The 24,676-nt window shown below is 66.8% G+C and carries 43 protein-coding genes; all 43 read left to right on the top strand.

The window, feature by feature from the left end; all coding sequences use genetic code 11:
- On the top strand, positions 1-354 hold the full coding sequence (locus DYE07_RS00390) for a hypothetical protein (protein WP_115296053.1): 354 nt from the start codon (positions 1-3) through the stop codon (positions 352-354).
- Positions 347-589, top strand: coding sequence for a helix-turn-helix domain-containing protein (locus DYE07_RS00385; protein WP_074040729.1), 243 nt, complete (start codon positions 347-349; stop codon positions 587-589). Before DYE07_RS00390 ends, DYE07_RS00385 begins: the two co-directional genes overlap by 8 nt.
- Complete coding sequence (locus DYE07_RS00380; RefSeq protein WP_147286867.1) at positions 586-861, top strand: hypothetical protein; 276 nt, start codon at positions 586-588, stop codon at positions 859-861. The genes DYE07_RS00385 and DYE07_RS00380 overlap by 4 nt, the downstream gene beginning before the upstream one ends.
- Before the next feature lie 91 nt (positions 862-952).
- Entirely contained in the window at positions 953-1,075 is a 123-nt protein-coding gene (locus DYE07_RS15035) for a hypothetical protein (protein WP_256594760.1), read from the top strand.
- 10 nt (positions 1,076-1,085) lie between these two features.
- A complete protein-coding gene (locus tag DYE07_RS14605; RefSeq protein WP_172462921.1) occupies positions 1,086-1,232 on the top strand; it encodes a hypothetical protein in 147 nt (48 codons plus the stop codon).
- Between the two features lies 1 nt (position 1,233).
- Complete coding sequence (locus DYE07_RS00375) at positions 1,234-1,746, top strand: hypothetical protein (protein ID WP_115296051.1); 513 nt, start codon at positions 1,234-1,236, stop codon at positions 1,744-1,746.
- Positions 1,743-1,925 (top strand): hypothetical protein, encoded by a 183-nt coding sequence (locus tag DYE07_RS00370; protein WP_115296050.1) that lies wholly within the window; start codon positions 1,743-1,745, stop codon positions 1,923-1,925. Before DYE07_RS00375 ends, DYE07_RS00370 begins: the two co-directional genes overlap by 4 nt.
- Positions 1,926-2,019: 94 nt before the next feature.
- Positions 2,020-2,829: a PD-(D/E)XK nuclease-like domain-containing protein gene (locus tag DYE07_RS00365; protein ID WP_115296094.1), complete on the top strand. Its 810-nt coding sequence runs from the start codon at positions 2,020-2,022 to the stop codon at positions 2,827-2,829.
- On the top strand, positions 2,826-3,422 hold the full coding sequence (locus DYE07_RS00360) for a recombinase family protein (protein ID WP_115296093.1): 597 nt from the start codon (positions 2,826-2,828) through the stop codon (positions 3,420-3,422). Before DYE07_RS00365 ends, DYE07_RS00360 begins: the two co-directional genes overlap by 4 nt.
- Positions 3,419-3,730, top strand: coding sequence for a hypothetical protein (locus DYE07_RS00355; RefSeq protein WP_115296092.1), 312 nt, complete (start codon positions 3,419-3,421; stop codon positions 3,728-3,730). The genes DYE07_RS00360 and DYE07_RS00355 overlap by 4 nt, the downstream gene beginning before the upstream one ends.
- Before the next feature lie 294 nt (positions 3,731-4,024).
- Complete coding sequence (locus DYE07_RS00350; protein ID WP_115296049.1) at positions 4,025-4,387, top strand: hypothetical protein; 363 nt, start codon at positions 4,025-4,027, stop codon at positions 4,385-4,387.
- Between the two features lie 174 nt (positions 4,388-4,561).
- A complete protein-coding gene (locus DYE07_RS00345; protein ID WP_147286866.1) occupies positions 4,562-5,077 on the top strand; it encodes a hypothetical protein in 516 nt (171 codons plus the stop codon).
- Positions 5,074-5,691, top strand: coding sequence for a hypothetical protein (locus DYE07_RS00340; protein ID WP_115296091.1), 618 nt, complete (start codon positions 5,074-5,076; stop codon positions 5,689-5,691). Before DYE07_RS00345 ends, DYE07_RS00340 begins: the two co-directional genes overlap by 4 nt.
- 97 nt (positions 5,692-5,788) lie before the next feature.
- Positions 5,789-6,100, top strand: a complete 312-nt coding sequence (locus tag DYE07_RS00335) for a WhiB family transcriptional regulator (protein WP_115296046.1) — start codon at positions 5,789-5,791, stop codon at positions 6,098-6,100.
- A gap of 2 nt (positions 6,101-6,102) precedes the next feature.
- A complete protein-coding gene (gene ssb / locus DYE07_RS00330; RefSeq protein ID WP_115296045.1) occupies positions 6,103-6,624 on the top strand; it encodes a single-stranded DNA-binding protein in 522 nt (173 codons plus the stop codon).
- Between the two features lie 3 nt (positions 6,625-6,627).
- The gene (locus DYE07_RS00325) at positions 6,628-7,029 is read left to right on the top strand and encodes a hypothetical protein (protein WP_115296044.1); all 402 of its coding nucleotides are present in this window, start codon (positions 6,628-6,630) and stop codon (positions 7,027-7,029) included.
- On the top strand, positions 7,026-7,289 hold the full coding sequence (locus DYE07_RS00320) for a hypothetical protein (RefSeq protein WP_115296043.1): 264 nt from the start codon (positions 7,026-7,028) through the stop codon (positions 7,287-7,289). Before DYE07_RS00325 ends, DYE07_RS00320 begins: the two co-directional genes overlap by 4 nt.
- Positions 7,286-7,474: a hypothetical protein gene (locus tag DYE07_RS00315; protein ID WP_115296042.1), complete on the top strand. Its 189-nt coding sequence runs from the start codon at positions 7,286-7,288 to the stop codon at positions 7,472-7,474. Before DYE07_RS00320 ends, DYE07_RS00315 begins: the two co-directional genes overlap by 4 nt.
- Complete coding sequence (locus DYE07_RS00310; RefSeq protein ID WP_115296041.1) at positions 7,471-7,788, top strand: hypothetical protein; 318 nt, start codon at positions 7,471-7,473, stop codon at positions 7,786-7,788. Before DYE07_RS00315 ends, DYE07_RS00310 begins: the two co-directional genes overlap by 4 nt.
- Positions 7,785-8,078 carry a helix-turn-helix domain-containing protein gene (locus DYE07_RS14600; protein WP_115296040.1) on the top strand — a complete coding sequence of 98 codons (294 nt, stop codon included), beginning with the start codon at positions 7,785-7,787 and terminating at the stop codon, positions 8,076-8,078. The genes DYE07_RS00310 and DYE07_RS14600 overlap by 4 nt, the downstream gene beginning before the upstream one ends.
- The gene (locus DYE07_RS00300) at positions 8,075-8,266 is read left to right on the top strand and encodes a hypothetical protein (RefSeq protein ID WP_115296039.1); all 192 of its coding nucleotides are present in this window, start codon (positions 8,075-8,077) and stop codon (positions 8,264-8,266) included. Before DYE07_RS14600 ends, DYE07_RS00300 begins: the two co-directional genes overlap by 4 nt.
- A complete protein-coding gene (locus DYE07_RS00295) occupies positions 8,263-8,517 on the top strand; it encodes a hypothetical protein (RefSeq protein ID WP_115296038.1) in 255 nt (84 codons plus the stop codon). Before DYE07_RS00300 ends, DYE07_RS00295 begins: the two co-directional genes overlap by 4 nt.
- A 111-nt stretch (positions 8,518-8,628) precedes the next feature.
- A complete protein-coding gene (locus tag DYE07_RS00290) occupies positions 8,629-9,345 on the top strand; it encodes a hypothetical protein (RefSeq protein WP_147286872.1) in 717 nt (238 codons plus the stop codon).
- Positions 9,346-9,625: 280 nt separating this feature from the next.
- Complete coding sequence (locus tag DYE07_RS14595; protein WP_172462924.1) at positions 9,626-9,781, top strand: hypothetical protein; 156 nt, start codon at positions 9,626-9,628, stop codon at positions 9,779-9,781.
- Position 9,782: 1 nt separating this feature from the next.
- Positions 9,783-9,944, top strand: coding sequence for a hypothetical protein (locus DYE07_RS14590; protein ID WP_172462923.1), 162 nt, complete (start codon positions 9,783-9,785; stop codon positions 9,942-9,944).
- Positions 9,911-10,279 (top strand): hypothetical protein, encoded by a 369-nt coding sequence (locus tag DYE07_RS00285; protein WP_172462922.1) that lies wholly within the window; start codon positions 9,911-9,913, stop codon positions 10,277-10,279. The genes DYE07_RS14590 and DYE07_RS00285 overlap by 34 nt, the downstream gene beginning before the upstream one ends.
- The gene (locus DYE07_RS00280; protein ID WP_115296088.1) at positions 10,276-10,626 is read left to right on the top strand and encodes an endonuclease; all 351 of its coding nucleotides are present in this window, start codon (positions 10,276-10,278) and stop codon (positions 10,624-10,626) included. The genes DYE07_RS00285 and DYE07_RS00280 overlap by 4 nt, the downstream gene beginning before the upstream one ends.
- A gap of 102 nt (positions 10,627-10,728) precedes the next feature.
- A complete protein-coding gene (locus tag DYE07_RS00275; protein WP_115296087.1) occupies positions 10,729-11,025 on the top strand; it encodes a hypothetical protein in 297 nt (98 codons plus the stop codon).
- Positions 11,026-11,059: 34 nt separating this feature from the next.
- Positions 11,060-12,466 (top strand): terminase, encoded by a 1,407-nt coding sequence (locus DYE07_RS00270; RefSeq protein ID WP_115296086.1) that lies wholly within the window; start codon positions 11,060-11,062, stop codon positions 12,464-12,466.
- Positions 12,463-13,881 carry a phage portal protein gene (locus DYE07_RS00265; protein ID WP_115296085.1) on the top strand — a complete coding sequence of 473 codons (1,419 nt, stop codon included), beginning with the start codon at positions 12,463-12,465 and terminating at the stop codon, positions 13,879-13,881. The genes DYE07_RS00270 and DYE07_RS00265 overlap by 4 nt, the downstream gene beginning before the upstream one ends.
- Complete coding sequence (locus tag DYE07_RS00260) at positions 13,862-14,545, top strand: VG15 protein (RefSeq protein WP_115296084.1); 684 nt, start codon at positions 13,862-13,864, stop codon at positions 14,543-14,545. The genes DYE07_RS00265 and DYE07_RS00260 overlap by 20 nt, the downstream gene beginning before the upstream one ends.
- A gap of 70 nt (positions 14,546-14,615) precedes the next feature.
- Positions 14,616-15,107, top strand: a complete 492-nt coding sequence (locus DYE07_RS00255; protein ID WP_115296083.1) for a hypothetical protein — start codon at positions 14,616-14,618, stop codon at positions 15,105-15,107.
- A gap of 19 nt (positions 15,108-15,126) precedes the next feature.
- Entirely contained in the window at positions 15,127-16,056 is a 930-nt protein-coding gene (locus DYE07_RS00250) for a phage major capsid protein (protein WP_115296082.1), read from the top strand.
- Between the two features lie 140 nt (positions 16,057-16,196).
- Positions 16,197-16,679, top strand: coding sequence for a hypothetical protein (locus DYE07_RS00245; RefSeq protein WP_115296081.1), 483 nt, complete (start codon positions 16,197-16,199; stop codon positions 16,677-16,679).
- Entirely contained in the window at positions 16,676-17,014 is a 339-nt protein-coding gene (locus tag DYE07_RS00240; RefSeq protein ID WP_147286871.1) for a hypothetical protein, read from the top strand. Before DYE07_RS00245 ends, DYE07_RS00240 begins: the two co-directional genes overlap by 4 nt.
- Positions 17,007-17,276 (top strand): hypothetical protein, encoded by a 270-nt coding sequence (locus tag DYE07_RS00235; protein ID WP_115296079.1) that lies wholly within the window; start codon positions 17,007-17,009, stop codon positions 17,274-17,276. Before DYE07_RS00240 ends, DYE07_RS00235 begins: the two co-directional genes overlap by 8 nt.
- Complete coding sequence (locus DYE07_RS00230) at positions 17,273-17,662, top strand: hypothetical protein (RefSeq protein ID WP_115296078.1); 390 nt, start codon at positions 17,273-17,275, stop codon at positions 17,660-17,662. The genes DYE07_RS00235 and DYE07_RS00230 overlap by 4 nt, the downstream gene beginning before the upstream one ends.
- The gene (locus tag DYE07_RS00225; protein WP_115296077.1) at positions 17,659-17,853 is read left to right on the top strand and encodes a hypothetical protein; all 195 of its coding nucleotides are present in this window, start codon (positions 17,659-17,661) and stop codon (positions 17,851-17,853) included. The genes DYE07_RS00230 and DYE07_RS00225 overlap by 4 nt, the downstream gene beginning before the upstream one ends.
- Before the next feature lie 81 nt (positions 17,854-17,934).
- Positions 17,935-18,519 carry a phage tail tube protein gene (locus tag DYE07_RS00220; protein WP_115296076.1) on the top strand — a complete coding sequence of 195 codons (585 nt, stop codon included), beginning with the start codon at positions 17,935-17,937 and terminating at the stop codon, positions 18,517-18,519.
- Between the two features lie 137 nt (positions 18,520-18,656).
- The gene (locus tag DYE07_RS00215; protein ID WP_115296075.1) at positions 18,657-19,007 is read left to right on the top strand and encodes a hypothetical protein; all 351 of its coding nucleotides are present in this window, start codon (positions 18,657-18,659) and stop codon (positions 19,005-19,007) included.
- A gap of 38 nt (positions 19,008-19,045) precedes the next feature.
- Positions 19,046-19,402 (top strand): hypothetical protein, encoded by a 357-nt coding sequence (locus DYE07_RS00210; RefSeq protein WP_115296074.1) that lies wholly within the window; start codon positions 19,046-19,048, stop codon positions 19,400-19,402.
- A 3-nt stretch (positions 19,403-19,405) separates the two neighbouring features.
- Positions 19,406-23,782, top strand: a complete 4,377-nt coding sequence (locus DYE07_RS00205; protein WP_115296073.1) for a phage tail tape measure protein — start codon at positions 19,406-19,408, stop codon at positions 23,780-23,782.
- Entirely contained in the window at positions 23,779-24,675 is an 897-nt protein-coding gene (locus DYE07_RS00200) for a phage distal tail protein (RefSeq protein ID WP_147286870.1), read from the top strand. The genes DYE07_RS00205 and DYE07_RS00200 overlap by 4 nt, the downstream gene beginning before the upstream one ends.
- Position 24,676 lies beyond the last annotated feature (1 nt).

The following is a 24,676-nucleotide window of genomic DNA, read 5'->3' as shown; positions in this document are numbered from 1 at the left end:
ATGGGCGCCCTCACCCCCGCCGAGTTCGCCGAGCAGTGCGAGCAGCAAGCGCGCGAAGCCGACGTCGAGTGGGCCGGCAAGCACCCAGAGCTGTGGATGGATCAGTGCGACTGCCCGCCCGGGCTTCTCGACGATGGCCTCGGGTGCCGGAACGAGCGCTGCCAGCGCTGCGGCCTCGCCGTCGCCGACATGCCCACCGCCACCGTGTGCGGCATTGACATGCCGCAGAGCAAGGGATTCGGCCTCGTCAGTCCCGACACCGCAACGACCTACTGGTGGACGACCTGCCCCGACTGCTCGAAGCAGCTGCAGCGCCGCCACCTCACCACCGTCAAGGAGGCCCCGAATGCCTAAGCAGAAGACCCAGGAGCCGTTTGTTAGCCCGTGCGGGAAGGCGCTGCACAGCATCCAGGACGCGGCCGAGTGTCACGCGGCGTCGGAGCGGGTGATCTTCGCGGCGATCAAGTCGGGCGAGCTGCCGGCGGTGCAGCATCCCGGCACGAAGTGGTCGATCACGTGCGAGGACTTGTTCGAGTGGCGCCGCCAGTACGGCACCCCGAACCGCGCCGAACTGGAGCGTGCGTCATGACCCCGATGACGATCACGAGCGACGTCGACGGTCTCGGCGTCACCGTCACGACGGACACCGATCAGGTGCTCATCACACCGCGCATCCTCGCAGCGTTCGCCGATGTCACCGCCGCTGGTGACATGCCCGACCTGCTGGCCATGATGCGCCTCGCGCAGTCGCCGTGCAGCCGCTGTGGGGACGTGCCGTCCGTCGGCCGCGACGAGTACGACGCGCCACGCTGCCAGGTGCACGAGGACGCCGCGAACGCCGCAGGTTGGAGCGCGTCATGACCCTCGACGTCTGGCTCGCCCTCGCCTCCCCCTTCCCCATCTTCGGCGCCCTCGCAGGCCTTGAGGCGCTCGGCGACTGGTGGTGGCGCGAATGAGCCGCGAGTTCGGTCCCGCCGACCACCACCCCGCCGAATACGACGCCCTCACCGACTGGCTCCACGAGCGCCCTGACGCCGACCACCCAGACCCCGACGACGACCGCGACTGCGACTAGGAGGCACCGAATGATCACCGTCACCTGCGCGACATGCCACACCGCGCACACCGCCCGCTTCCTGCCCGCGCTGCGCTGGAAGCTCGGCCACACCTGCCAACCCGCGCGCCCCGCCGAAGCATCCGCGTACCAGCCGCGCCGAATGAAAGGCGACTGACATGACCACCGCCGAAGCCCGCAAACAGCAGCGCAAGCGCAGAATCGCCACCCGCAAACAGTTCGCCAAGGACGCATCCCGCTTCTCGGACACGGAACTCAGGATCTCCATCTACCGGAACGGGCACTGCAACTCACGCCGACCTAAGGTCAAGTACCTCTCAGCCGGGGAAGCGTGGGCAGCCATCGTCACCATCTACCCGGACGAGCCGAACATGCACGCCTACTGCTGCGAGCACTGCCACACCTGGCACATCGGGCACGCAAAGTACCCAGACTGGGCATACATCGAAGCGATGCGTGAACGCGTCGACATCGCACGCGGCCCTCATGTGAACCAATGCTCGTGGCCCATCGTCGACCCAAACGTGCCGACAGCAAACCTGCTCGCCGAAGCTCTCGACGATCTGAGCGAACACCTCAAGAGCGCGCGCCGCGAGATGGTCGGATTCCCGCAGTTCTACATGTGGGACGGGCTTCTCAAAGCCAAATACCTCGAGCAGGTCGCCGCATGAGCGCCCGCCGCCCCCACATCCTCATCGAGGACGTCACCTTCATGCTCGCCACCGGTGAGCACCCGTGGCGCATCGCCCAACGCCTCGACATGACCCTCGCCGCGATGAGCCGTGCCCTACGGCGCGCCGGCCGCCACGACCTCGCACGCCTCTTCGAGCGCATCGGGGTGACCGCATGAGCAACGTCGCCGAACTCGCCGCACTCCTCATCCTCGCGCTCGCACTCGTCGCCTGGATGATCACCCGCTACATCGACGAGAACAAGGAGGACTGATGATCCAGCACACCAGCGGCATCCACGATGTGCCCGAGAGCGACTACCACGGCGACCGTCGCAGCCTCTCCGTCAGCGGCGCCAAGGTTCTCCTCGACTGCCCCGCCCGCTACCGATGGCAGCAGGACAACCCGGTACACAAGGACGCCTACGACTTCGGGCACGTCGCCCACGAACTCATCCTCGGCAAGGGCGCCGGGTATCGCGTCCTCGACTTCGACTCATGGCGATCGAAGGACGCCCGCGAAGCGAAGGAGCAGGCCCACGCCGACGGCGTCGCGCCCATCCTCACCGCCGAGCACGAACGCGCTCTTGCGCTCGCCGACGCGGTGAAGGCGCACCCGACGGCCGCGGCGATCCTCGCTAACGGTCACGCCGAGAAGGCGATCTACGCCGAGCACGCCGACACGGGCGTCCTACTGCGGGGCCGCGCCGACTGGATCACCAAGAAGGCAGACAGCACCCCCGTCGTCGCCGACGTCAAGACCACCGTCAGCGCCGCCCCGAAGAACATCGACCGCGCGATGGCGGACTACGGGTACGCGATGCAGGCCGCCTGGTACATCGACCTGCTCGCCCTCAACGGGACACCCGACGCGTCCTTCATCTTTTTGTTTGTCGAGAAGACCGCACCCCACTTCGTCACCCTCGCCACGCCGAGCGACGACGCCCTCGAATGGGGCCGCGCGAAGAACGAGAAAGCGATCCGCCTCTACGCCGAATGCGCCAACACCGACACCTGGCCCGGCTACCCCACCCACGAAGCGAACGTGCCCGCCTGGGCATGGAAGGACATCGACGAAGCATGAGCAACGAACTCGCACCCCAGAACACGCCGTTCGCACCGAACCAGCAGGCGATCGCGCAGTACCTCGGCCTCAACCCGAACGACGCCAAGAGCCACGCCGTCGTCGCCGTCTGCGAACGCTACGAGCTCGACCCCGTCCTCAAGCACGTCATCGTCATCCCCAAGGGCGGCGTCTACATCACCCGAGACGGGCTGCTGCACATCGCGCACCGCTCCGGCCAGCTCGACGGCATCGTCGTCGAGAAGAACCCCGTCATCGAAGACGGCGAGTGGGTGTGCACCGTCAGCGTCTACCGCAAGGACATGCGCTTCCCGTTCACGTTCCCAGGCCGCTACCCCGTCAACGGCGGCAACAAGCAGTACGCGCAGGAAATGGCGCTCAAGGCCGCCGAATCCCACGCGCTGCGCCGAGCCTTCGACGTCAACGGCATCCCCTCGATCGACGAGACGAGGGAGGACGGCGGCCCTTCCCGCCACACCGCGACCCGCCAGGCCCCCGCGATCAGCGCCGCCGACTTCGGCATGCCCGATGCGACCGACGAGGAACCCGCGGTCGACACGACCACCGGAGAAGTCATCGAGGAGCAGGCATGAGCACCCGAACGGTCGACGTCGGCGACGGCCACATCGTCACGCACCTCGACGAACCGGCACCGCTGCACCCGGAACGCGCGGCCTGCGACATGGTCACGCACAAACTCGTCACGACAACACCCGCGACAGGCACCACCGACTGCGAATGCGGACACGTCAAGCTGCAAGGCCTGCACACGCACATCTACCAGTGCTCCGTCTACGAAGCCTCGCATGGCAGCGAAGTCGGTAAGCGCATCGGATACGAACGCAACATCGCCGAGTGGAGCGTCTGCGACTGCCACCCCGCCGCGGAGGTGACCGCATGAGCGACTTCGACACCGAAGGCCCCGTCAGCGGGCAGCAGCAGATTCACTGCCCGCCATGCCCGTTCAAGGCGTGCGCGTGGTGCCCGTACCCCAGTACGCAGCAGGCCGGCACATGAGCACCTGCCCGCGCTGCCACCCCCGCTACTGCGCACCCGCCCGCTGCTACTGCGGCCACCCAGAATGCCCCGCACACGACACGTACGTGCCACGCATCCGCACCGAAACCGGCCGCGATACCCGCGAGTAACTGAGGGAGATACCCATGAGTAACCACCGAAACGAGGGCCGAAACCAATGGCGTGGTTCCGCACAGATGACACGCTCCACAGCCACCCGAAAGCACGCCGCGCCGGACTCGAAGCCATGGGCCTGTGGTGCCTGTGCGGGTCGTGGTCGATGCAGTACAAGACCGACGGCTTCGTGCCCGAATGGTTCGCCCACGACTTCCCACGTGGCCGCAAACTCGCACAGTCGCTCATCGCGTCTGGCTTGTGGCACAACGGAACTCGTGACGGCGAGGTTGGCTATCAGTTCCACGACTGGCTCGATATCCAGCCGTCGTCCGACGAGATCGAACGCGACCGTGAGCGCAACCGTGAACGTCAGCGGGCCTGGCGTCAGCGGCTTCGCGAAGGCAAGAAGGACGACCCCGCGTAACGCCGAACGTAACGCGTTACTAACAGGGGTAGTAACGGGACCCGTACCGAACCGAACCGTACCGAACCGGGCCATTCCCTTAGCGGTGGTCACTGTTGCCGCCGAGCGTTGCGGTAGTAACGCGCGAGGCTCGCGACGCGACGGCGGCCACGAGAGCGATTCGAGGTGGGTGGCGTGCTGACACCTCGCATGCGGGCGGCGCTCGTCACGACGATGGTCGAAGCGCGCGACTGGAATCCGAAAGCGTGCGGCGAAGCAATCGACCGCATGGACGCCACCGGACGCTTCCAGCACCAGGCGTTCTACGTCAGCGTCGTCGGCCGCTACGTCAGCGCACTCACCGAAGACGGACGCCCCCGCTTCACCACACCAGCCCTCCTCGCCGACGAAGGCGAGCACTGGACACACACACCCATCGAAGGCCGCAAAGCACGCGCCATCTGCACCACGCATGGCCTTCCGTTCCCCTGCGACGACTGCAAGACCGACCCCAACCTCAAGCCACTCGACGACCCGAAGTCATGGCGCGCGACGTACAAGCAGCGACGCGAACAGGAAGCCCAGAAGCGCCGGCAGATGACCGCCGACCAGGAAGCACGCCGAGACGCCGCACGACACGAAGCCGCACGCAAGAAAGCCCAACAACTCGACGCAGCCCGCGCCGAACTACACCAAGGAGAAAAGCCATGACCACCCTGAAGCCCGGCGACATCGTCCAGCACCCCGAGTGGGGACCTGGCCTCGTAGGAGGCGGCAAGCAGATCTTGTACCTCGCTCGTGACGGATTCGTGTACGCCGCCTTCGACCCCGACGGCTGGGAGCGCGTCGAGACCTGCACGGAGCGCGAACGCACGATCCTTGACATCTACCAGCGTGTATCGAGGTACGGGTACACGTACGTCGACACCAGCAACAACGTCGTCATGGAGCGGAGGAGGGCGGACGAAGAATCGACCGCTCAGCGCACCGAGAGCACGCCGCCCGCCGACGAGAAGCCCACGAACGCCACCGTCACGCTGCCCTGCCCCGACTGCGGGGAAGCGATCACGCGCACCGCTCAGGTGTGGACCGGCAGCCCGCGCACCCTCGCGTGGGTGACTCTCGAATGGCACACCTGCCCGCCCGCGCAGCCCGACGAGCCGCAGGAGTTCGGCGCGCGCATCGTCGTCACCGATGGCCTGTCCGGCAAGGCTGAGCGGTGGTGCCGCCAGCACGACGGGTACTGGGCCAACGAAGACAGTGAACTCATGACGTGGGCCTACCTCTGCGGACGCGGCACCGTGACGCTCGGCTGGGACGAGTGAGCGCCACCATGCCCGTGAAGCGCCACCAGCGCGATTCTCCCGGCCTCTGACACCGAAAACGTCTCCCAGTACCCCCACGACCACGAAAGGCCCTCAGATGCCCCATTCACCGCTCTGGCTCCCACCGAAGCCCGCACCGTCCACGCGTGGAGATGACTGGCACAACCGCGCCGCATGCATCGGCCACGAACGCACATTCGACGACGCCGACCTCGAACAGCACACCACGAGCCGCAAACCAACATTCGACGCCACCAACGACGCCCTCGCCATCTGCGGAGGGTGCCCCGTCAAAACGCAGTGCACCACCGACGCGCTACGCATCGAAAAGGGCACACGCAGCGCAGAACGCTTCAGCATCCGAGGCGGACTCACCCCAACCGAACGAGCCAACACGAAGAAGGCATGACCATGAACGAACCCAAGACCACCCTCGTCGGCAACCTCGTCGCGGAGCCTGAACTTCGATACACCCCGAACGGTGCTGCCGTCGTCAACCTCACCATCGCGCAGACGCCGAAGGTGAAAGACCAGTCCGGGCAGTGGGTCGACGGCGAAGCGCTCTTCGCGCGCTGCACCGCCTGGCGTGACCTCGCCGAGCACATCAGCGAGTCGCTGACGAAGGGCACGCGTGTCATCGCCGACGTGCGGATCAAGTCGCGCTCGTACGACACGAAGGAGGGCGAGAAGCGCACCGTCACCGAGTACGAGATCGACGCGATCGGCCCCGACCTGCGCTACGCGACGGCGAATGTGGCGAAGGCGGAACGCAAGCAGCAGGGCTACACCGGCCATCAGCGCGACGACGGCTCATGGACGCCGAACCGCGAGTCGTCGTTCAACTCGGCGACCGGCCGCGGCGGGTTCGGGCAGCAGGGCGGCGATGACCCGTGGGCCGGGCAGGGCGGCACGTCAGCGCCCGCCCCGTTCTAGGCCATGCCCCAGCGGACGCCAGGCCCCATCGTCGCGGTCGAGGTGCCAGCGCCCCTCGGCCGCGACGGGAAGGCCGCATGGCTCACCCAGAACCAGCGCCTGCACCACCGCGTCAAGGCGCCCATCACGAAGGCGTGGCGCCAAGCAGCAGCCGACGCCGCTGAGCCCATCGCCGCCCTGCACGTCTTCGCGCGGCCCGTGCACATCACCCTTACCGCGCACCGCACCGGTCGCGCCCTCGACGCCGACGGGATCGCGCCCTCAGCGAAAGCGGCGATCGACGGGCTCGTCGACGCCGGGCTACTGCCCGACGACTCGCCCAAGTTCGTTCACGCCGTCACCTATCGCACCGCACCTAAGGCGAGCGCCAACGTGCTCGTCATCGAGATCAAGGAGACACGATGACCTACTACTGCGCATGTTGCCTCAGCGAGCACGAGAGCCCCGACTTCGTGTGTGTCGACTGCGAGGGAGACCCGATGGCGACGATGCACGAGCGGCCAGCCGCCGGCGTAGATGCGTGGCTGCGATGGCTCGACGCTCCCGCACACCCCGTCGGCACCGCGACCATCCGCGACGACGGCGCGACCGCCATCGTCAGCTACGAAGTCGTCGCACAGATCAGCCACGACCAGATGCTCGACCTACTCAAGGAGACCCGATGAGTGCCCGAATCCACGTCGACGAGCACATCGAGAGCTTCATCAAGCTCGGACACTGCACGCTCGACCAGAAGACGCCCGAAGTGTCCATCCACGTCGAATACGACCAGAGCGACATCGACGACGCCCTGCGCACTCTCGCCGCCGCCTACCGAAGCATCGTCGCGCAGATCGAGCAGACCCGATGAACAGGAAGCTCACGCCCGACCAGCTCGACGAGATCGAGGCGGCGGCGCGCTCCGAGATTACGGCACGTGTGACGGCGCCCAGCATCGACCAGGTTGGGCGCGTGCGCCGAGAGTGGGAGACGTTCCTCAAGGCCGCGACGCCGATCAACGTGCTCGCGCTCATCTACGACCTGAGGGAGGCCGACGCGACGATCGAGCGGGTGAGGGAGTTGCACCGGGAGAACGCGTACCCTGACCGGCCCGTGTCGCGCTGCCGCGACTGTGATGACGTGTGGCCGTGCGAGACAGCCCGGGCGCTCGGGGAGGAAGCATGAGGAAGCCTGGCGACGTCCGAGCCCGTATTGCGATCGCCCGATATGACCGCCGCCTCGCCTTCGCGCGGGGAGGCCGGCACCTGCCAGAAGAGCCGATGGCAAGCCTTGTGTACCTGCGGCTTCTACACGGCATGAGCCGCGCTGACATGGCACGAGATATGGGCGTCTCGGAGGCTGCCGTCACGGAGTTCGAGACCAGCCAGGCCGACGTGCGCATGAGCACTGTTCGCCTATACGCACTAGTAGTCGGCGCTCTCGTCCGATACGACATCGTGAAGGAGGAAGCGTGAGCGCGCCGCTGTTCGGAACGCCGGTTGGCCCGTGGTTCCGGTGGTTCGCGTGGCGACCCGTGAGGACTGCCGACCGCGGGTGGCGCTGGTTGATCTTCGTGTGGCGACGCCGCTACCAGACGAAGCTCAACCTCCCCGGACCCGTCGACCAGTGGTTCCATACCGTTGTCGATCGGGAGGAAGCATGAAGCCGTGGAGCATGTGGCGCGACCCGTGGTTCATCGCGCACATGGCCATAGCCGTGCTGACGCTCGTCGGCATCGTCACTGTCGGTGTCATCGCAGTGACGCATGACGACTCGCCCGGCCCCGAGTGGGTGCATGACCGTGGCTCGATCTACTGGACGTGCACGTCGGATGGGCACGCGCTCATCAAGGACACCGATACCGGCTCGACGATGCTTGCGCGTGACGACCGCAAGTGCGACTCGGGAGGGTGACCGCGAGCGCCCCGCCATCGTGCGGGGCGCTCGTGTTCGTTTCTGTTGAATCCAACACTCGACGGGTAGAATCCAACATGCCCCGCCACCTCACAGAACGGCCCGCCCACCGTGACTGCTGAACCGCTGACGCCCGCCCAGATCGCCGGCCGCATGACCGCCGCCCTCGCCACCATCACGTCGCTGTGGCCCGACATGCTCGAGCCCACCGGTACTGCCACCGGTGGCGGGCACGGAGACCCACGCGTCATCCAGGTCTGCAACGTGCGCCAGGAAGTGAACTGGCAGGTGCGCGGGTGGTGCCAGGTGCTCATCGAAGACCACGACCTCGACGATCGCACGCCCGACGGCCACGACACGCTCGGGCTGTGCGCCTACCTGCGCAAGCACGTCGACCTCATGTCCACGCACGAAGCCAACCTCGACGCGCTGCAGGAACTTGAGGACTGCGCCGACGCCGTCACCAACGTCGTCTTCGGGCACAAGCGGCCACGCCTCGCGCTCGGCGCGTGCACCATCACCGCGTGCGACGGCATCGTGCGAGACGCTGGCCAGGACGACGACGGCCACCAGATCGCCAGGTGTACTCAGTGCGGAACGACAGCAGGCGTTCGATGGTGGGCTGAGCAGATGCGTATGCCCGTGCGTGACACGCTCACCGGCGCCGAACTCATCGTTCTCGCGCACCAGCAGTACGGGCGGCGCCTCACCCCGTCAGCGATCAAGATGGCCGTCAAGCGTCAGATGCTCACGCCCCTGCCGAACACGCGGCCACAAGCGTTCACGACGGCGCAGTGCATCGGGTACTTGACACGGGCGACGATATAGCCGATAGTCACAAGTGAGCAGCACCAGTGTCTCTACTGGCAGGCGCTCCTTCCGACGCCCCGAGTCATTGTGACCGGGGCGTTTCGCGTGTCCGGGCCTACTCGTGGCGAGGCCAGCCCGGTCGTTAAGCCAAGTCCACGTGCACGCGCCCACCTAGCCTCTGGCATCGGACGCAGCGTGTGGCCCACCATCCGGCAAGCCGCAGCGGATGGCGTGACACACCCCGCGCGCCCTAGGGAATGGCGGGGAGCTGCGGCCACAACGTGAATGGGGTGAGCGCGTGCGTCGACGCTGGACGTTCAACCTGTCGCTCACCATCGGCCCCGAGCCTGACGAGCACCCACAGCAGTACGACGACAAGACGGCATACACGCAAGCCGAGCAAGCCCCCGACTACCACCCGCCCGAGATGCACATCGGATTCAGGGGGCCGTGACGTGAGCAAGCGTGACACCTACCGCGAGCACATCGACTGGGCCGACGTCGAACGCGCGTACGCCGAGCAGCGACACGAGCAGGACATGCGCGACCTCATGATGCCCGAGCGTGGCGTCATCGTGGATGAATGCAGGTGGGGCAAGCAAGGGAGATTGGCATGAACAGGTACGTCATCGACGGCATCACCCGCGACGCGCAGGCAGGCAAGCGTGTCATCTGTGCTATCCCGTCCCGCGAAGTGCAGCACATCATCACCAGGCTTGAGAGAGCATCAGGCATTTCACTGCTTCGCCGCTCGCACGGCGACGAGCGCGTGATGTTCACCAGCGGCGGCGGCATCATCTTCGTGCACCCCGAGCGGGGCGGCGGGCGAGGGCACAGCGCCGACATCGTCGTCATCGACGACGTCTACTACCTCGACCAGATGTTCAGACTGCACGCCGATCTCAAGGCGATTGTCGCAGCGGCGAGCGGCGAGATCATCACGTACACGTGAGCAACCCGCGTCGCGCGAACGGCAGCAAGCGCGACAAGGTCAGGGCACGCGTCCTGCGCGAGGAGAACACCTGCCACCTGTGCGGCCAATGGGTCGACGTTCGCCTACCCCACGGCCTGCCAGGCTCACCCGAGGTCGACGAGCTCATCCCCGTCACGTACGGCGGCTCACCCTTCGACCGTGCCAACTGTGCACTGAGCCATCGCTACTGCAATCGGCTCCGCTGGCACGGCCCGATCCATCTCGCTCGTGCTCGGCTCAAAGCAGACCAGCCGCGCTTCGACACCGCCGGCCAACGCGTCACGACGACGCTCGAGCCAACGACAAGCCGCGACTGGTTCGTCTGACCCAGGGGGGCATCCCCCAAGCCGCGCTCTCAGGCCCACTCAGGGCATAGGGCCTCTCTCTCCCCGGCTCAGAAAAAACGTCCCTCGTAGGAGGTGGTTGGCATGTCTGAACGCCACCTGCGAGACGCTACGAATGAGCCGGCTCCGGTCAGGGAGCCTGAGACCGTCGTTGAGGCTGCTGACGCGTCTGAGCGGGCCCTGCTGGTCGCTCTGCGCCGCCACCTGGCGCGCGAGATGGACGCTGGCAAGGTTCCTGCGCATGCCCTCGCGAGCGTGTCCGCGAAGATCCGCGAGTACGACCGCGAGATCCGCGCGCTCGACGCTCGCGAGGAGCAAGAGGCCGCGAAGTCTCAGGGTGGGCGCGCGGTGGCGGTCGTGTTCGATGCCGCGGCTATCTGAGGCTGCGCGTCACCTCGTCATTCCCGATGGGATCGTGACGACCGACTGGCCCATCGTCGATGAGCGTTGCCGCGAAATGGGCGTCGTGTTCGACGATTGGCAGCAGGGTCTCGGCGCGGTGACGTTCGGCAAGCGTTCCGATGGCAAGTACGCAGCGACTGTGGGCGGCGTCGTCATGTCGATTCCCCGCCAGGTCGGCAAGACGTTCTTCGTCGGCATGGTCGTCATCGCCCTGGCGACGCTGTACCCGGGCATGACGATCTTGTGGACGGCGCACCGCACGCGCACGAGCACACAGACGTTCAAGACGATGCAGGGCATGGTGCGGCGCAAGAAGATCGCGCCGTTCCTCGCCCCGACGCAGAACAACGGCGTACGCTCAGCCAACGGCGAGCAGGAGATCCTGTTCGCGAACGGCTCCATCATCATGTTCGGCGCTCGTGAGGGCGGCTTCGGCCGTGGCTTCGACGAGGTCGACATCGAGGTGTTCGACGAGGCGCAGATCCTCACGGAGAAGGCCCTCGAGGACATGGTCGCGGCGACGAACCAGTCGCGGCACGAGGCCGGCGCGCTGCTGTTCTTCATGGGCACCCCGCCGCGCCCTGTCGACAACGGTGAGGAGTTCCTCAACCGTCGACGTGAGGCCCTGTCCGGCGAGAGCGAGGACATGGTCTACGTCGAGTTCTCGGCGGACGCCGGCGCGGACATGAGCGACTGGGAGCAGGTCGCGAAGGCGAACCCTTCCTTCCCGGCGCGCACGTCCAAGGAGAGCATCAAGCGCCTCGCGAAGAACCTGACGTCGCTCGAGTCCCGTCAGCGCGAGGGCCTCGGCATCTGGGACGAAGAGGCCGCGTCAGAACGCGCCATCGACCCGAAGCAGTGGGACGCGCTGACGATCCCCGCTGCGCCTCCCGAGTGGAAGCTCGCCGCGATTGGCCTCGACATGGACGCCGCTGGGCGCATGTGGCTGTCGATCGCTGCGCACGCTGACGGTGGCGTCGTGCACGTCGAGCTCGTCGACCATGATCCGCTCGATGCGGGCGTCGACGCTGCTGTCGCGTGGCTGTGGCGCCAGTGCCGCCGCCGCATCCCCGTCGTCTTCCCGGCCGATTCGGGCGCGAGCGTCCTCGAGGCGCCGCTGCAGGCCAAGGGCATGAAGACCTATCGACTGAACATCACCGAGATCGCGCAGATCTCGACCGGCCTGGCGCAGGCAGCGCGTGACGGCACCGTCTCGCACGTCGACGACGCCGTCCTCGAGACGTGCGTGCGTGAGTCGACGCGCCAGGGCGTGAAGTCCGGCGGCTGGCGCATGGCGCGCGTCGGAGACCTGCAGTCCGCTCCCCTGTACGCCGCCGCGTGCGCACGTCACGGGGCAGTCAAGTGGAGCAAGCGCCGCACGGGCGGAACCGAGAGCAAGGGTGAGGTGGTGGTGCTGTGAGTATCGTCCCTGCGCAGATCACCGCTGGTGAGGACGCATTCGCGCTTGTCAAGGCACTCACCGAGGGGCTCGAGTCGCACAACCAAGCGAACTTCGAGGCCAATGCCTACTACGAGGCGAACAAGAAGCTCGGCACGCCTGGTTTCGCTGTCCCTGCTGAGGTCGCCGGCCGTATCGCGCCCGTGACGGGCGCTCCCGGCATCGTCGTCGACGTGCTCGAGGAGCGCCTCGACTTCACTGGCTGGGATGACTCGGGCGCGACGTCCTACGGGCTCGACGCGATCTACGACGAGAACGAGCTTGACTTCGAGTCTTCGCTCGCTCACCTCGACGCGCTTGTGTTTGGTACGTCGTTCGTGCGTGTCGGGCGTAGTGAGAGCTCTGACACGCCCCTCATCACCGTGCATTCGCCGATGACGACGACTGGCGTGCGTAACCCGCACACGCGCCGCCTCGACGCGGCGTGGACGACGCTGCTCGTCAAGGATGGGCGCTCCGAGCGTGGCGTTCTTGACCTGGCCGACGCGAGCATCACGCTGCGCCGCAGTGGTAGCGCGTGGATCATCGAGGACATCGACGAACACGGCATGGGCCGCGTGCCGGTCGTGCAGTTCGCCAACCGTGCTCGCGCTTCGCGTCCGGGTGGGCGCTCCGAGATCACCCGTGGCATCCGTTCGCTGACTGAGGACATGATGCGCGCCGGGCTTGGGATGAACGTCAACTCGATGTTCTACTCGATCCCGCAGCTCATGCTGCTTGGGCGTGGCGCCGATGCGTTCAAGGACCGCAACGGCAACCCCGTCGCCGGATGGAAGATTCTCGCCGGCCACGCCCTCGCCATCGACAAGGACGAGGACGGCGACGCCCCCGATGTCAAGCAGCTGACGACCGCGTCGCCGACGCCGTTCATCGACCAGTTGCGCGAGTTCCGCATGCAGATCGCGGCCGAAGCCGGCATGCCCGCCGACTACCTCGGCATCCAGACGTCGAACCCGTCGAGTGCTGACGCGATCCGTGCCGGTGAGGCCCGCCTCGTCAAGCGCGCTGAGCGTCGCCAGGCGACGTTCGGGCGTTCGTGGATGGAGGTCGCTCGGCTTGCGCTGCTCGTGCGCGACGGCGAGATCCCCGCTGACTTCAACTCTCGTGTCACGGCTGAGTGGCAGTCCGCCGCGACGCCGACGCGCGCCGCGACGGCTGACGAGGTGACGAAGCTCGTCGGCGCGAACATTCTCGCGCCCGACTCGGTCGTCACTCGCAAGCGCCTGAACCTCTCACGCAGCGAAGAGCGCGCGCTCGAGGCCGAGGCTCGTCGCAACGCGGGCCGTTCGCTTGTCGAGTCTCTCATCGCCACCCCTGCGCCGCCGGCGCAGGACGTGACACCGCAGGTCGCCGCCGATGCTGCCGGCCGAAGCTGAGCAGCGTCAGGCGCTCGCGCAACTGGTGGCGCTCGCACAGCGTGACCTCGCCGCGTTCTGGCAGGCTGCTGGCGAGTTGCCCGTCGGCCAGTTGCGCGAGGCCTTGGCCGAGGTGCTTCCTGGCATTGGGCTGACGTACGGTGACGCGGCCGCGGCGCTCGGCGCTGAGTGGTTCGAGACGGCGCGTGAGGCATCTGGTGCGCCGGGGTCATTCGCTCCGGTGCTCGCTGAGCAGCCTGACCAGGGCCGCTGGGCGTCCCTGGCGAACTGGGCGACCGAGTCGATGCTCAAGCCTGATCCGCCGAAGGACGTCCGGCGCATCGTCCTCAAGCGTGTCGACGGCGGTCTGCAGCGCAGCATCGCCGCGCAGCACCGCGAGACGATCATGCGCTCGTCGATCGCCGACCCGGCCGCGAAAGGCTGGAAGCGCGTCGGCAGTGGCGACACGTGCGATTTCTGCGCGAAGCTGCTCGGGCGCGGCGCCGTCTACACCGACACGTCAGTGCATTTCCGCGCGCACGATCACTGCTCGTGCGCAGCAGCGCCGGCGTGGGATCCGCGACGCGTCGACCGCTCGCACGTCAACGACGACTTCACGCACTCGACACGCTTCCGCAGCGACGAGGCGCGCGTGAGGAATGCGCGCCTGTTGCGCGACTACTAGACCACCCCGCCATAGGGCGGGGACCACGCATCACACGGAGCGGTCAATCCGTGGCCTGAAAGGGGAAACCATGTCCGACGAAGCACCCGAGCAGACCGAACAGCAGCCTGCCGAGGTCGACGCCAAGAAGTCGGAGGACTTCGAGCCCATCACGTCGCAGGAGGACTTCGAGAAGCGTCTCGGGACCCGCCTGCAGCGCGAGCGCGCGAAGTTCGCCGACTACGACGACGTCAAGGCCAAGGCCGGCAAGTTCGACCAGCTCGAGCAGCAGAAGAAGACCGAGCTCGAGCGCATCGCCGAAGAGCGCGACTCGCACAAGACGCGCGCGCAGGACGCCGAACTCGCTCGCGACCGCCTAGAGATCGCGCTCGAGAAGGGTCTGACGAAGACGCAGGCCAAGCGCCTCGTCGGCTCGACGCGTGAGGAACTTGAGGCGGACGCCGACGAGCTGCTCGCGGATCTGGCTCCGAAGGCGAGGTCTCCCCGTCCCAACCCTGCCCAGTCGGGCGGGGACGCAACCCCCCAGGGCGACTGGCTGCGTGCCAAGTTCGCCAACTCCTGAACCGGAAGGTAACTAGATCATGGCTGGATTCGCCGAGATCGTCGGGCGGGCTGAGGTCACTGACCAGCTCATCCCCGACCAGCACATCAACGAGATCCTGCAGACGACGCCCGAGGACTCCGTTGTCCTCTCGCGCGCGAAGCAGGTTCGCATGTCCTCCAAGAAGGCCAAGCAGCCCGTCCTCGCGTCGCTGCCCGAGGCTTACTGGGTCGACGGCGACACGGGTCTCAAGCAGACCGACTCGGTGTCGTGGAAGGGCATCACGATGACGGCCGAGGAGCTCGCCGTCATCGTCCCGATCCCCGACGCCGTCATCGACGACTCGAACGTCCCGCTGTGGGACGAGATCAAGCCGCTGCTCAAGGAGGCCATCGGCAAGAAGGTCGACCAGGCGACGCTGTTCGGTACGGACAAGCCCGCGTCGTGGCCCGAGGCGATCGTCCCCGCGGCGATCAAGGCCGGCAACGTCTCGCAGCTGTCCGCGACGAACAACCTCGCCGACGCGTTCCTCGAGACGGCTGCGAAGGCGTCCGAGGGTGGCTTCGGTGTTAACGGCTTCCTCGCGACGCCGGGCCTGAACTGGCGCCTGCGTGGGCTCAAGGACAAGAACGGTCAGCCGCTGTTCGGCTCCCCCACCGCTGGTGGCAACTCGACCCTCTACGGCTACACGCTGGACGAGGTGCGCAACGGCGCGTGGAACACGGCCGCCGCGACGGGTATCGCGCTCGACTGGTCGAAGTTCGTCGTCGGCGTCCGCCAGGACATCACGTACGACATCTTCAAGGAGGGTGTCATCTCCGACTCGACCGGCAAGGTCGTGCTCAACCTCATGCAGCAGGACACGAAGGCCCTGCGCGTCGTGTTCCGTGTCGGCTTCCAGACGGCTGTTCCGATGACGCGCCTCGGTGGTTCGTACCCGGCCGGCGTCATCACTCCGGCGGCTGCGTGATGGCGGGCATGATCTCGCCCGAGGGTGAGCACCACGAGATCGACGCTGAGGGCGTCGCTGCTCTCGAGGCTCTCGGCTGGGAGCGCGACGAGTCCGAGACGCGTCCGCGCTCGGTCAAGAAGTGACGCGAGGGGGTGACTGTGGTTCATCTACTTGAACCGAGCGACCTTGAGCCGTTCGCTGACATCGAGCAGGCGAAGGCTCTGGCGATGATCGAGGATGCCGAGGCTACGGCCGCCACGGTCGCCCCCTGCATCCTCGAGGACGATTTCCTCGAAGACGCGACACGCAAGGCATACGTCAAGGCCGTCATCCGCGGCGCTGTCCTGCGCTGGAACGAGTCCGGCACTGGCGCCTACCAGGCGCAGACGGCCGGCCCGTTCGGCGTCACGATGGACACGCGCCAGCAGCGGCGCGGCATGCTGTTTCCGTCCGAGATCGAGCAGTTGCAGGAGGCGTGCAAGCGTTACCGGGCTGGGGACGGTTCCGGTGACGGTGCTGCCGCGACGATCAGCATGATCCCGAACATGACGCCGGGCTCACCGCTCGACGGCGTCGTCGTCAACGGTGACGCGAGCGGCCTGACGCCGATGCGCTCTGGTCTCGAGTGGTGGCAGCGGTGAGTCTGCCGACGCCGTGGACGCTCGCTGTGCGCACCCGCACCGAGGGCGAGCTGGACGAGTTCGGCAACGCCACGACGACGACGAGCGAGCACGAGTGGCCGGTGAGTTTCATCGCGCCGGGCGCGCTCACCGACGTCGACGACGGCACCCGCGACCTGTCGAAGGTCGCGTTCACGATCGGCGCGCCGAAGACCGGCCTGGTGCCCGGCTACCGGGACGAGGTGCGCATCGACGGCACGTGGTACGCCGTCAACGGTGCACCGAAGGATTGGACGCGCGGCCCGTTCGGTTTCGCGCCGGGCGTGACCGTGGAAGTGGAGGTCGTCGATGGCTGAGCAGTCACGTGTCGAGGTCACCTTCAACGGTGACGCGATCGAGCGTCTCCTCACGAGTCCCGCGATGGTGCAAGATCTGCGCCGGCGTGCTGAGCGTGTCGCGGACGCCGCGAACCGTGAGTCGTCGTGGGGCGGGTATGTGTCGGACGCGTCCGGTGAGGGACGTCGCGCGCACGCTCGCGTGTGGAACGTCAAGGCTGGCGCGGCTGACGACGAGTCACGCAACAATCGGCTCATTCGCGGGCTGGACGCGGCTCGATGAGCGACGTCCTGCCCAACCTCGAGGCCGCGCTGGTCAAGTACCTGCGTGACGAGCTCGGTGTGCAGGTCGGGACGCGTGTGCCTGCGACGCGCCCGGCGTCGTTCATCCGTCTGACCCGGACGGGTGGCGCGCCGTTGGATCGTGCACAGTCGCGCCCGACGGTGCTCATCGAGTGCTGGGGCAGCGACGAGACGGCCGCGTGGTCGCTCGCGTCGAAGGCGTGGCCGCTGCTGGCGAGCCACCGCGACGGTATCCGCATGGGCGCCGTCGACGTCACCACGGCGTCACTCACTGACCCCGTCAACTATCCGGACAGTGCGACGGGGACGCCGCGCTACCAATTCATCTACTCCCCAATCGTCATCACCGAAGGAGCATCGCTGTGAGCGACCAGCCCACCACGAAGACCGTGTATCACCCCGACTTCCCCGACCACACCCGCGAGGTTCCGAAGGCCGACGCGGATGCGTGGAAGGAGGCAGGCTGGCGCCTGTCGGCACCCGCGAAGAAGGCGGACGCTGACAAGCCGGCCGCGAAGCCCGCGAGCGACCCGAACGTGACGGTCGCGCAGGGCTGACGCGCCCCGTTCCCCTGCTAGGCGGCGACGCTCGGGCAGGTTCCGAAATAACACCCCAGGGCCAGCACCTCTGGAGGAATCATGGGAGCCAACAACGGCTCGAAGGTCGCCGCCTACAGCCCGAAGGCGGGCGGCGGCGTGTTCTGGGCGCCTCGAGGCACCGTCCTGCCGACGGATGCGTCGACCGCGCTCGACGAGAAGTTCAAGTGCCTCGGCGCCATCTCCGATGATGGCGTGAAGCCGAGCATCGAGGCGAAGACCGATCAGGTCAAGGAGTGGGACGGCAGCACGCTCGCCAACCTGCTCACCGACGAGTCGCGCTCGTTCGAGTTCACGCTCCTGTCGCCGCTCGACAAGGACGTCCTCGAGTTCGCGTTCGGCGCGACGAACGTCACCGTCACGGCGCCGACGCCGACGTCGGGCACGAAGACGGCTGTCCTCGACAAGGGCGGCAAGCCCGACCAGGGCGTCCTCGTCCTCGACATGAAGTTCGGGTCGAAGAAGATCCGCAAGATCGTGCCCGTCGCCGACCCCGTCATCAAGGGCGAAGAGGCGTACGTCCTCGGCAAGCTGTCCGGCTACTCGGTCGAGGTCGAGGCCATCAAGGACGCCACCGGCGTGCGCGTCTACGAGTACAGCGAGGACAGCGACAAGCTCGCTGCCTGACCTCCCCCCATCTCAGCCCCTGACGCGCTCATGTTCGCGTCGGGGGCTGACTCATACCACCTGCCCGGGGTTCCACGCTGGCCCGCCCCGGGCAGGTGCTCCACCACCAGGGCCAGTAGAGAAAGAGGCCAGCAGCCATGAGCACCACCGCGAAGAAGACCGCCGTTCCCGCCGGCGTGAAGAAGCCCACCGACCACCAGGCGAAGGCCGAGGATGCGCCCGCCGAGCTGCGCTGCACGCTGCGCGGGCGCGAGTGGGTCGTCCCCGCCGACGCGCTCGACGACTTCGAGCTGCTCGACGACTTCAACGCCCTCGAGCAGCACCAGAACGCCGCGCGCTTCCCGTCGATCCTGCGTCGCCTGCTCGGCAACGAGCAGATGCGTGACGCGATGGACGCCCTGCGCGACGAGACGACGGGCCGCGTCAGCATCGAAGCTGGCGCCGACTTCGTCGCCGAGCTCATGCAGGAGCTCAACCCTTCCTCCTGACGCTCGCGCGCCTGCTCGCCGAGCACCGATCGGCCCTCGTGGCCGACCTGCACCGCTATCACGGGGTGCGGCTCGTCGAGGTGCGCGAGCACATCACCGCCACCGAACTCGCCGACTGGGTGGCGCACCTGCCCGATGACGCGGCCACACGCCGCGCCGTCGACCCGGCATGGCGCCAGACCGACTCCCTCGAGATGCTGCGCGCGATCCTGCTGCGCCTCGATTACGCGCTCTGGCAGAACGGCGGCGGCAAGGGCGAGCCGCCACAGCCGATCTCCTTCGCGTGGGAGCCCGACCCGGACGCCGAAGACCGGCCCGATTCCATGACGACCGATGAACTCGCTGACTGGCTCGGCGACGAGCGATTCCGCGAAGTGTTCGAGAACATGAGGTGACCTGTGTCCGGTGTTGAGCTCGCGACCGCGTACGTTTCTCTCGCAGCGTCCGCTCAGGGCCTGCGTGAGAGCGTGCGCGACGAGTTCCGGCTCGTCGAGCGTGACGCGCAGAGCACGGGGCAGACGATCGGGCAGCACCTCGTCTCGGGCGTCTCCCAGTCCGGCTCGGCCATCACGTCGAACATCGAGAACGCCCTGTCGAACGGCTCCAACGCCGCTGAGGGCGAGGGGCAGAACGCCGGCACTGGCTTCGCCGCTGGCCTGCGTTCGCGCATGGCGTCCGCGTCGACGTCGTTCCGGGGCCTGTTCTCGGGTGCGAGCGCGCCCGCTCAGGCTGAGGGCGAGCAGGCGGGAACGTCATTCTCGCGGGGCATGGCGTCGAAGTTGAAGGACTCGACGAAGCTCGTCGCGGCCGCCGGCGTGGGCGGCCTGGGCGCGATGATGGCCAAGGGCTTCGCCGACACCCTCAACCTCAAGCAGGGCACCGCGAAGCTCACCGCGCAGCTCGGCCTGTCGCAGGATCAGGCGGCTCGCGCCGGCACCGCGGCAGGCAAGCTGTTCTCCAGCAACATGGGCGACTCGGCCGACATCAGCGAGGCCATGAAGTCGGTCATCCAGGACATCGACGGCATGCGTGGGGCGTCGGATAAGACGCTCGCAGCGATGTCCGGCAAGGCCCTGACCGTGTCAAAGACGTTCGACCAGGATCTCGGTGGCGTGACGCGTGCCGTGTCGCAGATGATGCGTACCGGCATGGCGAAGAGCGCCGATGAGGCGTTCGACATCATCACCAAGGGTTTCCAGTCCGGCGCGAACAAGAGCGATGACCTGCTCGACACGCTGAACGAGTACGGCACGCAGTTCCGCAAGGTCGGCTTGTCTGGTGCGGACGCGACGGGCCTGATCAACCAGGGCTTGCAGGGCGGCGCGCGTGACGCCGACCTCGTCGCGGATGCCGTCAAGGAGTTCTCGATCCGCGCCGTCGACGGGTCGAAGACGACGGTCGCGGCGTACAAGGATCTCGGCCTCAACGCTGAGCAGATGACGTCGAAGATCGCCAAGGGCGGCCCGGCAGCCAAGCAGGGTCTCGGCGAGATCCTGACCCGTCTGCGCGCGGTGAAGGACCCCGCGCAGCAGGCGCAGATCGCGACGTCGCTGTTCGGCACGCAGGCCGAAGACCTCGGCAAGGCACTGTTCTCGCTGCACCCGGAGACGGCCGCCAAGGGTCTCGGGCAGATCGCGGGCGCAACCGACAAGGCGAACGCCGCGGTGAACTCGACGCCGCAGGCGAAGCTGCAGAACTTCATCCGCTCCCTGCAGGGCGGCCTTGTCGAGGTGCTCGGCACGAAGGTCATCCCTGCGATGGAGAAGTTCCAGAAGCAGTTTGAGGACGGCGAGGGCGCGGGCGGGCAGTTCCGTGACGCCCTCGAGAAGGTGCGCGGCTCGCTGCAGTCTGTGTCCTCGTTCGTGCAGGCGCATCCTGACCTGACGAAGGGTCTCGTCGGCGGCCTCGGGGGATTGTATGCGGCGAAGAAGGCCGTAGACGGTGTTTCGTCGGCGTTCCGTGGCGTGAGGTCTGGTGTGGACGCTGCGAAGGCTGGCTGGGACGCGGGAAAGACTGCGATCTCTGGCGTGAAGTCGGCGGCTTCGTCGACGTCGAAGGCGCTGTCTGGGCTCAAGGCGGGCTTGTCGGGTGCGAAGCCGCCGAACGCTACGGCGTGGACTGCGGCCGGTAACTCGATGCGCAATGCAGGGTCGGCGAGCAAGGAGTTCGCGAAGAACGCGCTTCAGGCTGGGCGCAACGCGGCGAGCGCCGCGTTGAACGTCGGGCGCCAGGGTGCGGCGTCGGTGATCGCTGCGGGGAAGGCCAAGCTGATCTCTGGCGCGACGAAGACCTGGGCCTTGGCTCAGCGCATGCTAAACCTCGCGATGAGCATGAACCCAATCGGGCTCATCATCCTCGCGCTTGTCGCCCTTGGTGTCGGCTTAATGATCGCGTGGCAGAAGTCTGAGACGTTCCGCAACATCGTCACGGGCGCATGGGAAGCGATCAAGGGTGCCGCGCTCGGCGTGTGGAACTGGATGCGCGATTCGCTGTGGCCCGGCATCAAGGGCGTGTGGGACAACATTTCCCTGGGTTTCGTAGTGGTCAAGGATTCCATCGTCGGAACGTGGAACAAGATCACTGGAAAGTTCACCGAGGCTTGGAATTGGGTCTCTGGCGTTTTCAAGTCCTGGTGGGGCGGAATTGTCCGGATTCTTTCTTGGCCGATTGACTCGGCTAAGGGTTGGATTGTCAAGCATTGGGACGGAATCGTCTCGAAGTTTACCTCCGTCAAGGACTGGGTGATCGGTGGGTTCAAGCGGACTTGGGATACGGTCAAGACCGTTCTTTCTGCTCCTCTTGGTTGGGCTCGAGATGAAATCCATCAGCGTTGGGAAAACATCAAGACCAACTTTACTACGGTAAAGGACTGGGTGATTGGTGGATTCAAGCGCGCCTGGGACACGCTCAAGACCGTTCTTTCTGCTCCTCTCGGTTGGGCTCGAGATGAAATCCATCAGCGTTGGGAAAACATCAAGACCAACTTTACTACGGTAAAGGACTGGGTGTTCGGCGCTTTCAAGCGAGCTTGGGATGGACTGAAGAAGCTCATCACCTCTCCCGTCGATGGGGCCAAGACCGCCTTGAACAACATCCTCGGCAAGGACGACAACGGCGGAATCCGTGGCATGTTCAACTCTGCCGTCAAGGCTGTCGGCAAGATCTGGGACAAGCTCAAGGGCATCGTGACGACGCCGATCAACGGCGTCATCGGCATCATCAACAACCCCTTCATCTCGGGATTCAACAAGCTCGGCAAGCCATTCGGGCTGCACATCGACGAGCTGTCGAAGATCGGCGGCAAGGCCGACGGTGGGCGCATCCCCGGACGTGCTGGCGGCGGCACCATCCCCGGCCCGTGGCGCGGCCCGCGTGCGGACAACGTCCTCGGCATCTCCGACAAGGGCGTGCCGACGGCGCGTGTCAACCCTGGCGAGTACATCACCAAGGTGGCTTCGACGCAGCGCATGGAGCGCAAGCACCCCGGCGCCCTCGCGTACATCAACCGTCACGGGACGCTGCCGGGGCACGCTGACGGCGGCTTCGCGGGCATGCCGCACGCGAATACCGGTGTCGGGCACACGGCTAGGGGCCGCTACGAGTCCTATAGGCCGTCGGTGTCCATCGTCGCGCTCGGGAAATGGCTGCGCGAAAAGGGTTTCGACGTCGGTCAGCACCCTGCGTTCGGTGGCGTGGCACCGCGTCCGACGCACATGGCAACGTCGCTGCACTATGTCGGCCAGGCCTTGGACGTCAACGCCGATGGCATGGCGGGCGGCGAGGCGGCGGCTTTTGATCGTCTCGCTCCCGCGCTCATCGACGCCGGGTGGGCGACGATTTGGCGCGGGCCGGGCCACTACGACCACCTTCACGTCGACACAGGCCTTTACGGCGTGCTGAATGAAAAGCAGTACGGCCCGATTTCGAAGACGAACATGATCGTGGAAGGTCTCAAGAGCGTGGGCGGCGCGATCATGTCGGCCGTCTTCGACCCGCTGAAGGCTGGCGCCTACAAGCTCATCGACGGCGCCGTCGGCAAGTTCGGTGGTGGCGACTTCACGAAGAAGATCCTCGGTGGCATCGCGAAGAAGGCTGTTGACGGCGCGATTGGCTGGGGCAACGGTAAGTCGTCGGATGCGACGCTCGAGGGCGGCGAGGGTGCTGGAACGAAGGCTGCCGCCGCGTGGCGTCCGCAGATCGAGGAGGCGCTCAGGCTCAACGGGATCACGCCGACCGAGGCGATGGTGCAGAAGTGGATCACGCAGATCGGGTGGGAGTCGTCGGGCAACCCCAACGCCGTGCAGGGCAACATCGGTGACATCAACAACAAGACGGGCGACCTCGCCAAGGGGCTCGTCCAGGTCATCGGTTCCACGTTCCGCGCGTACCACGTCGACGGCACACCGAACAACGTGTTCGACCCGATCGCGAACCTCGCTGCGGGCATCAACTATGCACGGCACCGCTACGGCCCCGGCATGGGATACATCGGCCGTGGTGCAAGGCACGGCTACGCCGACGGTGGCATGGTGCGCGACGTGCCGGTCTTCGACCGTGGCGGCACGCTGGCTCCCGGCATCAACGTCGTGCACAACAAGCTCGGGCGCCCCGAGCCGCTCGTGCGCGCCGAAGACGTCCTCGGTGATCGTCGCGGTGACATCAACGTCAACGTCACCGGCGTGAAGTACGACTCCGCGCCCGACATCGCCCGGGAGATCACTCACGAGCTGCGTCGTCATGACGCTGCCGGCCGCTACCGGGAGGTGTGGGCATGACGATGTTGCTCGAGGAGGAGTTCGAGCTCGACGGGTACGTCTTCGGCGGCATTCACGGCTACCACCGGCGCGTGACGACGCTGGGCTCGGGTGTTGACCCGGGCTCAGTGTCGATCCGCGCGCAGGACGCCGAGATCGACGGCTGGGACGGTGTGCGCTTCGGGCGTGACGTGCTCGGTGCGCCCGAGTGGAGTTTCACGCTCGGCGTGCGCTCTGACCTCGACGTGTGGGAGGAGCTCGCGGGCCTCACTCGCGTGTGGCGTGCCCCGTCGAACCGTCGCCCTGGCGGCGTGTCGGTGTTGCGATACCGCAGGAACGGGCGCTCGTATCGCATGTACGGGCGCCCTCGAAAGCTCGACCTGAAGCCTGCCGCGCGCAAGGACGACGGCTTCCAGCAGGTTGTCGCGACGTTCATGCTCGCCGAGCCGTCGATGTACCTCGAGACGCCCCGTCAGGGCGCGAATGTCGTCGACTTGACGTTGCTGCCGACGGACACGTCGGGAGGTCTCGTGTGGCCGGCGATCGCGCCGTTCGAGTTCCGGGCTGGCTCGTCGACGCGTCACGGCGGCACCGTCGTCGGCGGCACGGGCGATGCGCCGTTCACTGCGACGATCACCGGACCCGTCTCGGGCGCCTTGTCGCGTCCGCGCATCGCGGGTGGCGGCTGGGAGATCGCCTCGAGCGTGACGGTGCCGCCCGGCTCGACGCTCGTCATCGACACGCGCACGCAGACGATCCAGCTCGACGGCGTCAACGTGCCCGGCAGCCTCTCGCGTGCCTCACGGCTGACGGCCCGGCTGACGCCTGGCGCGCAGACTCTCACCTTCGCCGGGTCGGACCCGTCGAACACGGCACGCTGCCGGTTCGAGTGGTTCGACGCGGTGCCCCTCTGAT

The sequence above is a fragment of the Dermacoccus nishinomiyaensis genome (assembly GCF_900447535.1).
GTDB lineage: Bacteria > Actinomycetota > Actinomycetes > Actinomycetales > Dermatophilaceae > Dermacoccus > Dermacoccus nishinomiyaensis.
Note: the sequence above shows the minus strand (reverse complement) of the source record. Positions and strands in the feature narration are given on the sequence as shown.

Excerpts from the sequence above, each read along its gene's own strand:
- DYE07_RS00380 (WP_147286867.1), top strand. The coding sequence starts at position 586 with ATGACCCCGATGACGATCACGAGCGACGTCGACGGTCTCGGCGTCACC.
- DYE07_RS00335 (WP_115296046.1), top strand. The coding sequence starts at position 5,789 with ATGCCCCATTCACCGCTCTGGCTCCCACCGAAGCCCGCACCGTCCACG.
- DYE07_RS00315 (WP_115296042.1), top strand. The coding sequence starts at position 7,286 with ATGAGTGCCCGAATCCACGTCGACGAGCACATCGAGAGCTTCATCAAG.
- DYE07_RS00250 (WP_115296082.1), top strand. The coding sequence starts at position 15,127 with ATGGCTGGATTCGCCGAGATCGTCGGGCGGGCTGAGGTCACTGACCAG.
- DYE07_RS00295 (WP_115296038.1), top strand. The coding sequence starts at position 8,263 with ATGAAGCCGTGGAGCATGTGGCGCGACCCGTGGTTCATCGCGCACATG.
- DYE07_RS00355 (WP_115296092.1), top strand. The coding sequence starts at position 3,419 with ATGAGCACCCGAACGGTCGACGTCGGCGACGGCCACATCGTCACGCAC.
- DYE07_RS00310 (WP_115296041.1), top strand. The coding sequence starts at position 7,471 with ATGAACAGGAAGCTCACGCCCGACCAGCTCGACGAGATCGAGGCGGCG.
- DYE07_RS00370 (WP_115296050.1), top strand. The coding sequence starts at position 1,743 with ATGAGCGCCCGCCGCCCCCACATCCTCATCGAGGACGTCACCTTCATG.
- DYE07_RS00220 (WP_115296076.1), top strand. The coding sequence starts at position 17,935 with ATGGGAGCCAACAACGGCTCGAAGGTCGCCGCCTACAGCCCGAAGGCG.
- DYE07_RS00360 (WP_115296093.1), top strand. The coding sequence starts at position 2,826 with ATGAGCAACGAACTCGCACCCCAGAACACGCCGTTCGCACCGAACCAG.
- DYE07_RS00285 (WP_172462922.1), top strand. The coding sequence starts at position 9,911 with ATGCAGGTGGGGCAAGCAAGGGAGATTGGCATGAACAGGTACGTCATC.
- DYE07_RS00350 (WP_115296049.1), top strand. The coding sequence starts at position 4,025 with ATGGCGTGGTTCCGCACAGATGACACGCTCCACAGCCACCCGAAAGCA.
- DYE07_RS00390 (WP_115296053.1), top strand. The coding sequence starts at position 1 with ATGGGCGCCCTCACCCCCGCCGAGTTCGCCGAGCAGTGCGAGCAGCAA.
- DYE07_RS15035 (WP_256594760.1), top strand. The coding sequence starts at position 953 with ATGAGCCGCGAGTTCGGTCCCGCCGACCACCACCCCGCCGAATACGAC.
- DYE07_RS00230 (WP_115296078.1), top strand. The coding sequence starts at position 17,273 with ATGAGCGACGTCCTGCCCAACCTCGAGGCCGCGCTGGTCAAGTACCTG.
- DYE07_RS00275 (WP_115296087.1), top strand. The coding sequence starts at position 10,729 with ATGTCTGAACGCCACCTGCGAGACGCTACGAATGAGCCGGCTCCGGTC.
- DYE07_RS00235 (WP_115296079.1), top strand. The coding sequence starts at position 17,007 with ATGGCTGAGCAGTCACGTGTCGAGGTCACCTTCAACGGTGACGCGATC.
- DYE07_RS00215 (WP_115296075.1), top strand. The coding sequence starts at position 18,657 with ATGAGCACCACCGCGAAGAAGACCGCCGTTCCCGCCGGCGTGAAGAAG.
- DYE07_RS00375 (WP_115296051.1), top strand. The coding sequence starts at position 1,234 with ATGACCACCGCCGAAGCCCGCAAACAGCAGCGCAAGCGCAGAATCGCC.
- DYE07_RS00340 (WP_115296091.1), top strand. The coding sequence starts at position 5,074 with ATGACCACCCTGAAGCCCGGCGACATCGTCCAGCACCCCGAGTGGGGA.
- DYE07_RS14600 (WP_115296040.1), top strand. The coding sequence starts at position 7,785 with ATGAGGAAGCCTGGCGACGTCCGAGCCCGTATTGCGATCGCCCGATAT.
- DYE07_RS00260 (WP_115296084.1), top strand. The coding sequence starts at position 13,862 with ATGCTGCCGGCCGAAGCTGAGCAGCGTCAGGCGCTCGCGCAACTGGTG.
- DYE07_RS00255 (WP_115296083.1), top strand. The coding sequence starts at position 14,616 with ATGTCCGACGAAGCACCCGAGCAGACCGAACAGCAGCCTGCCGAGGTC.
- ssb (WP_115296045.1), top strand. The coding sequence starts at position 6,103 with ATGAACGAACCCAAGACCACCCTCGTCGGCAACCTCGTCGCGGAGCCT.
- DYE07_RS00200 (WP_147286870.1), top strand. The coding sequence starts at position 23,779 with ATGACGATGTTGCTCGAGGAGGAGTTCGAGCTCGACGGGTACGTCTTC.
- DYE07_RS00320 (WP_115296043.1), top strand. The coding sequence starts at position 7,026 with ATGACCTACTACTGCGCATGTTGCCTCAGCGAGCACGAGAGCCCCGAC.
- DYE07_RS14605 (WP_172462921.1), top strand. The coding sequence starts at position 1,086 with ATGATCACCGTCACCTGCGCGACATGCCACACCGCGCACACCGCCCGC.
- DYE07_RS00385 (WP_074040729.1), top strand. The coding sequence starts at position 347 with ATGCCTAAGCAGAAGACCCAGGAGCCGTTTGTTAGCCCGTGCGGGAAG.
- DYE07_RS00365 (WP_115296094.1), top strand. The coding sequence starts at position 2,020 with ATGATCCAGCACACCAGCGGCATCCACGATGTGCCCGAGAGCGACTAC.
- DYE07_RS00325 (WP_115296044.1), top strand. The coding sequence starts at position 6,628 with ATGCCCCAGCGGACGCCAGGCCCCATCGTCGCGGTCGAGGTGCCAGCG.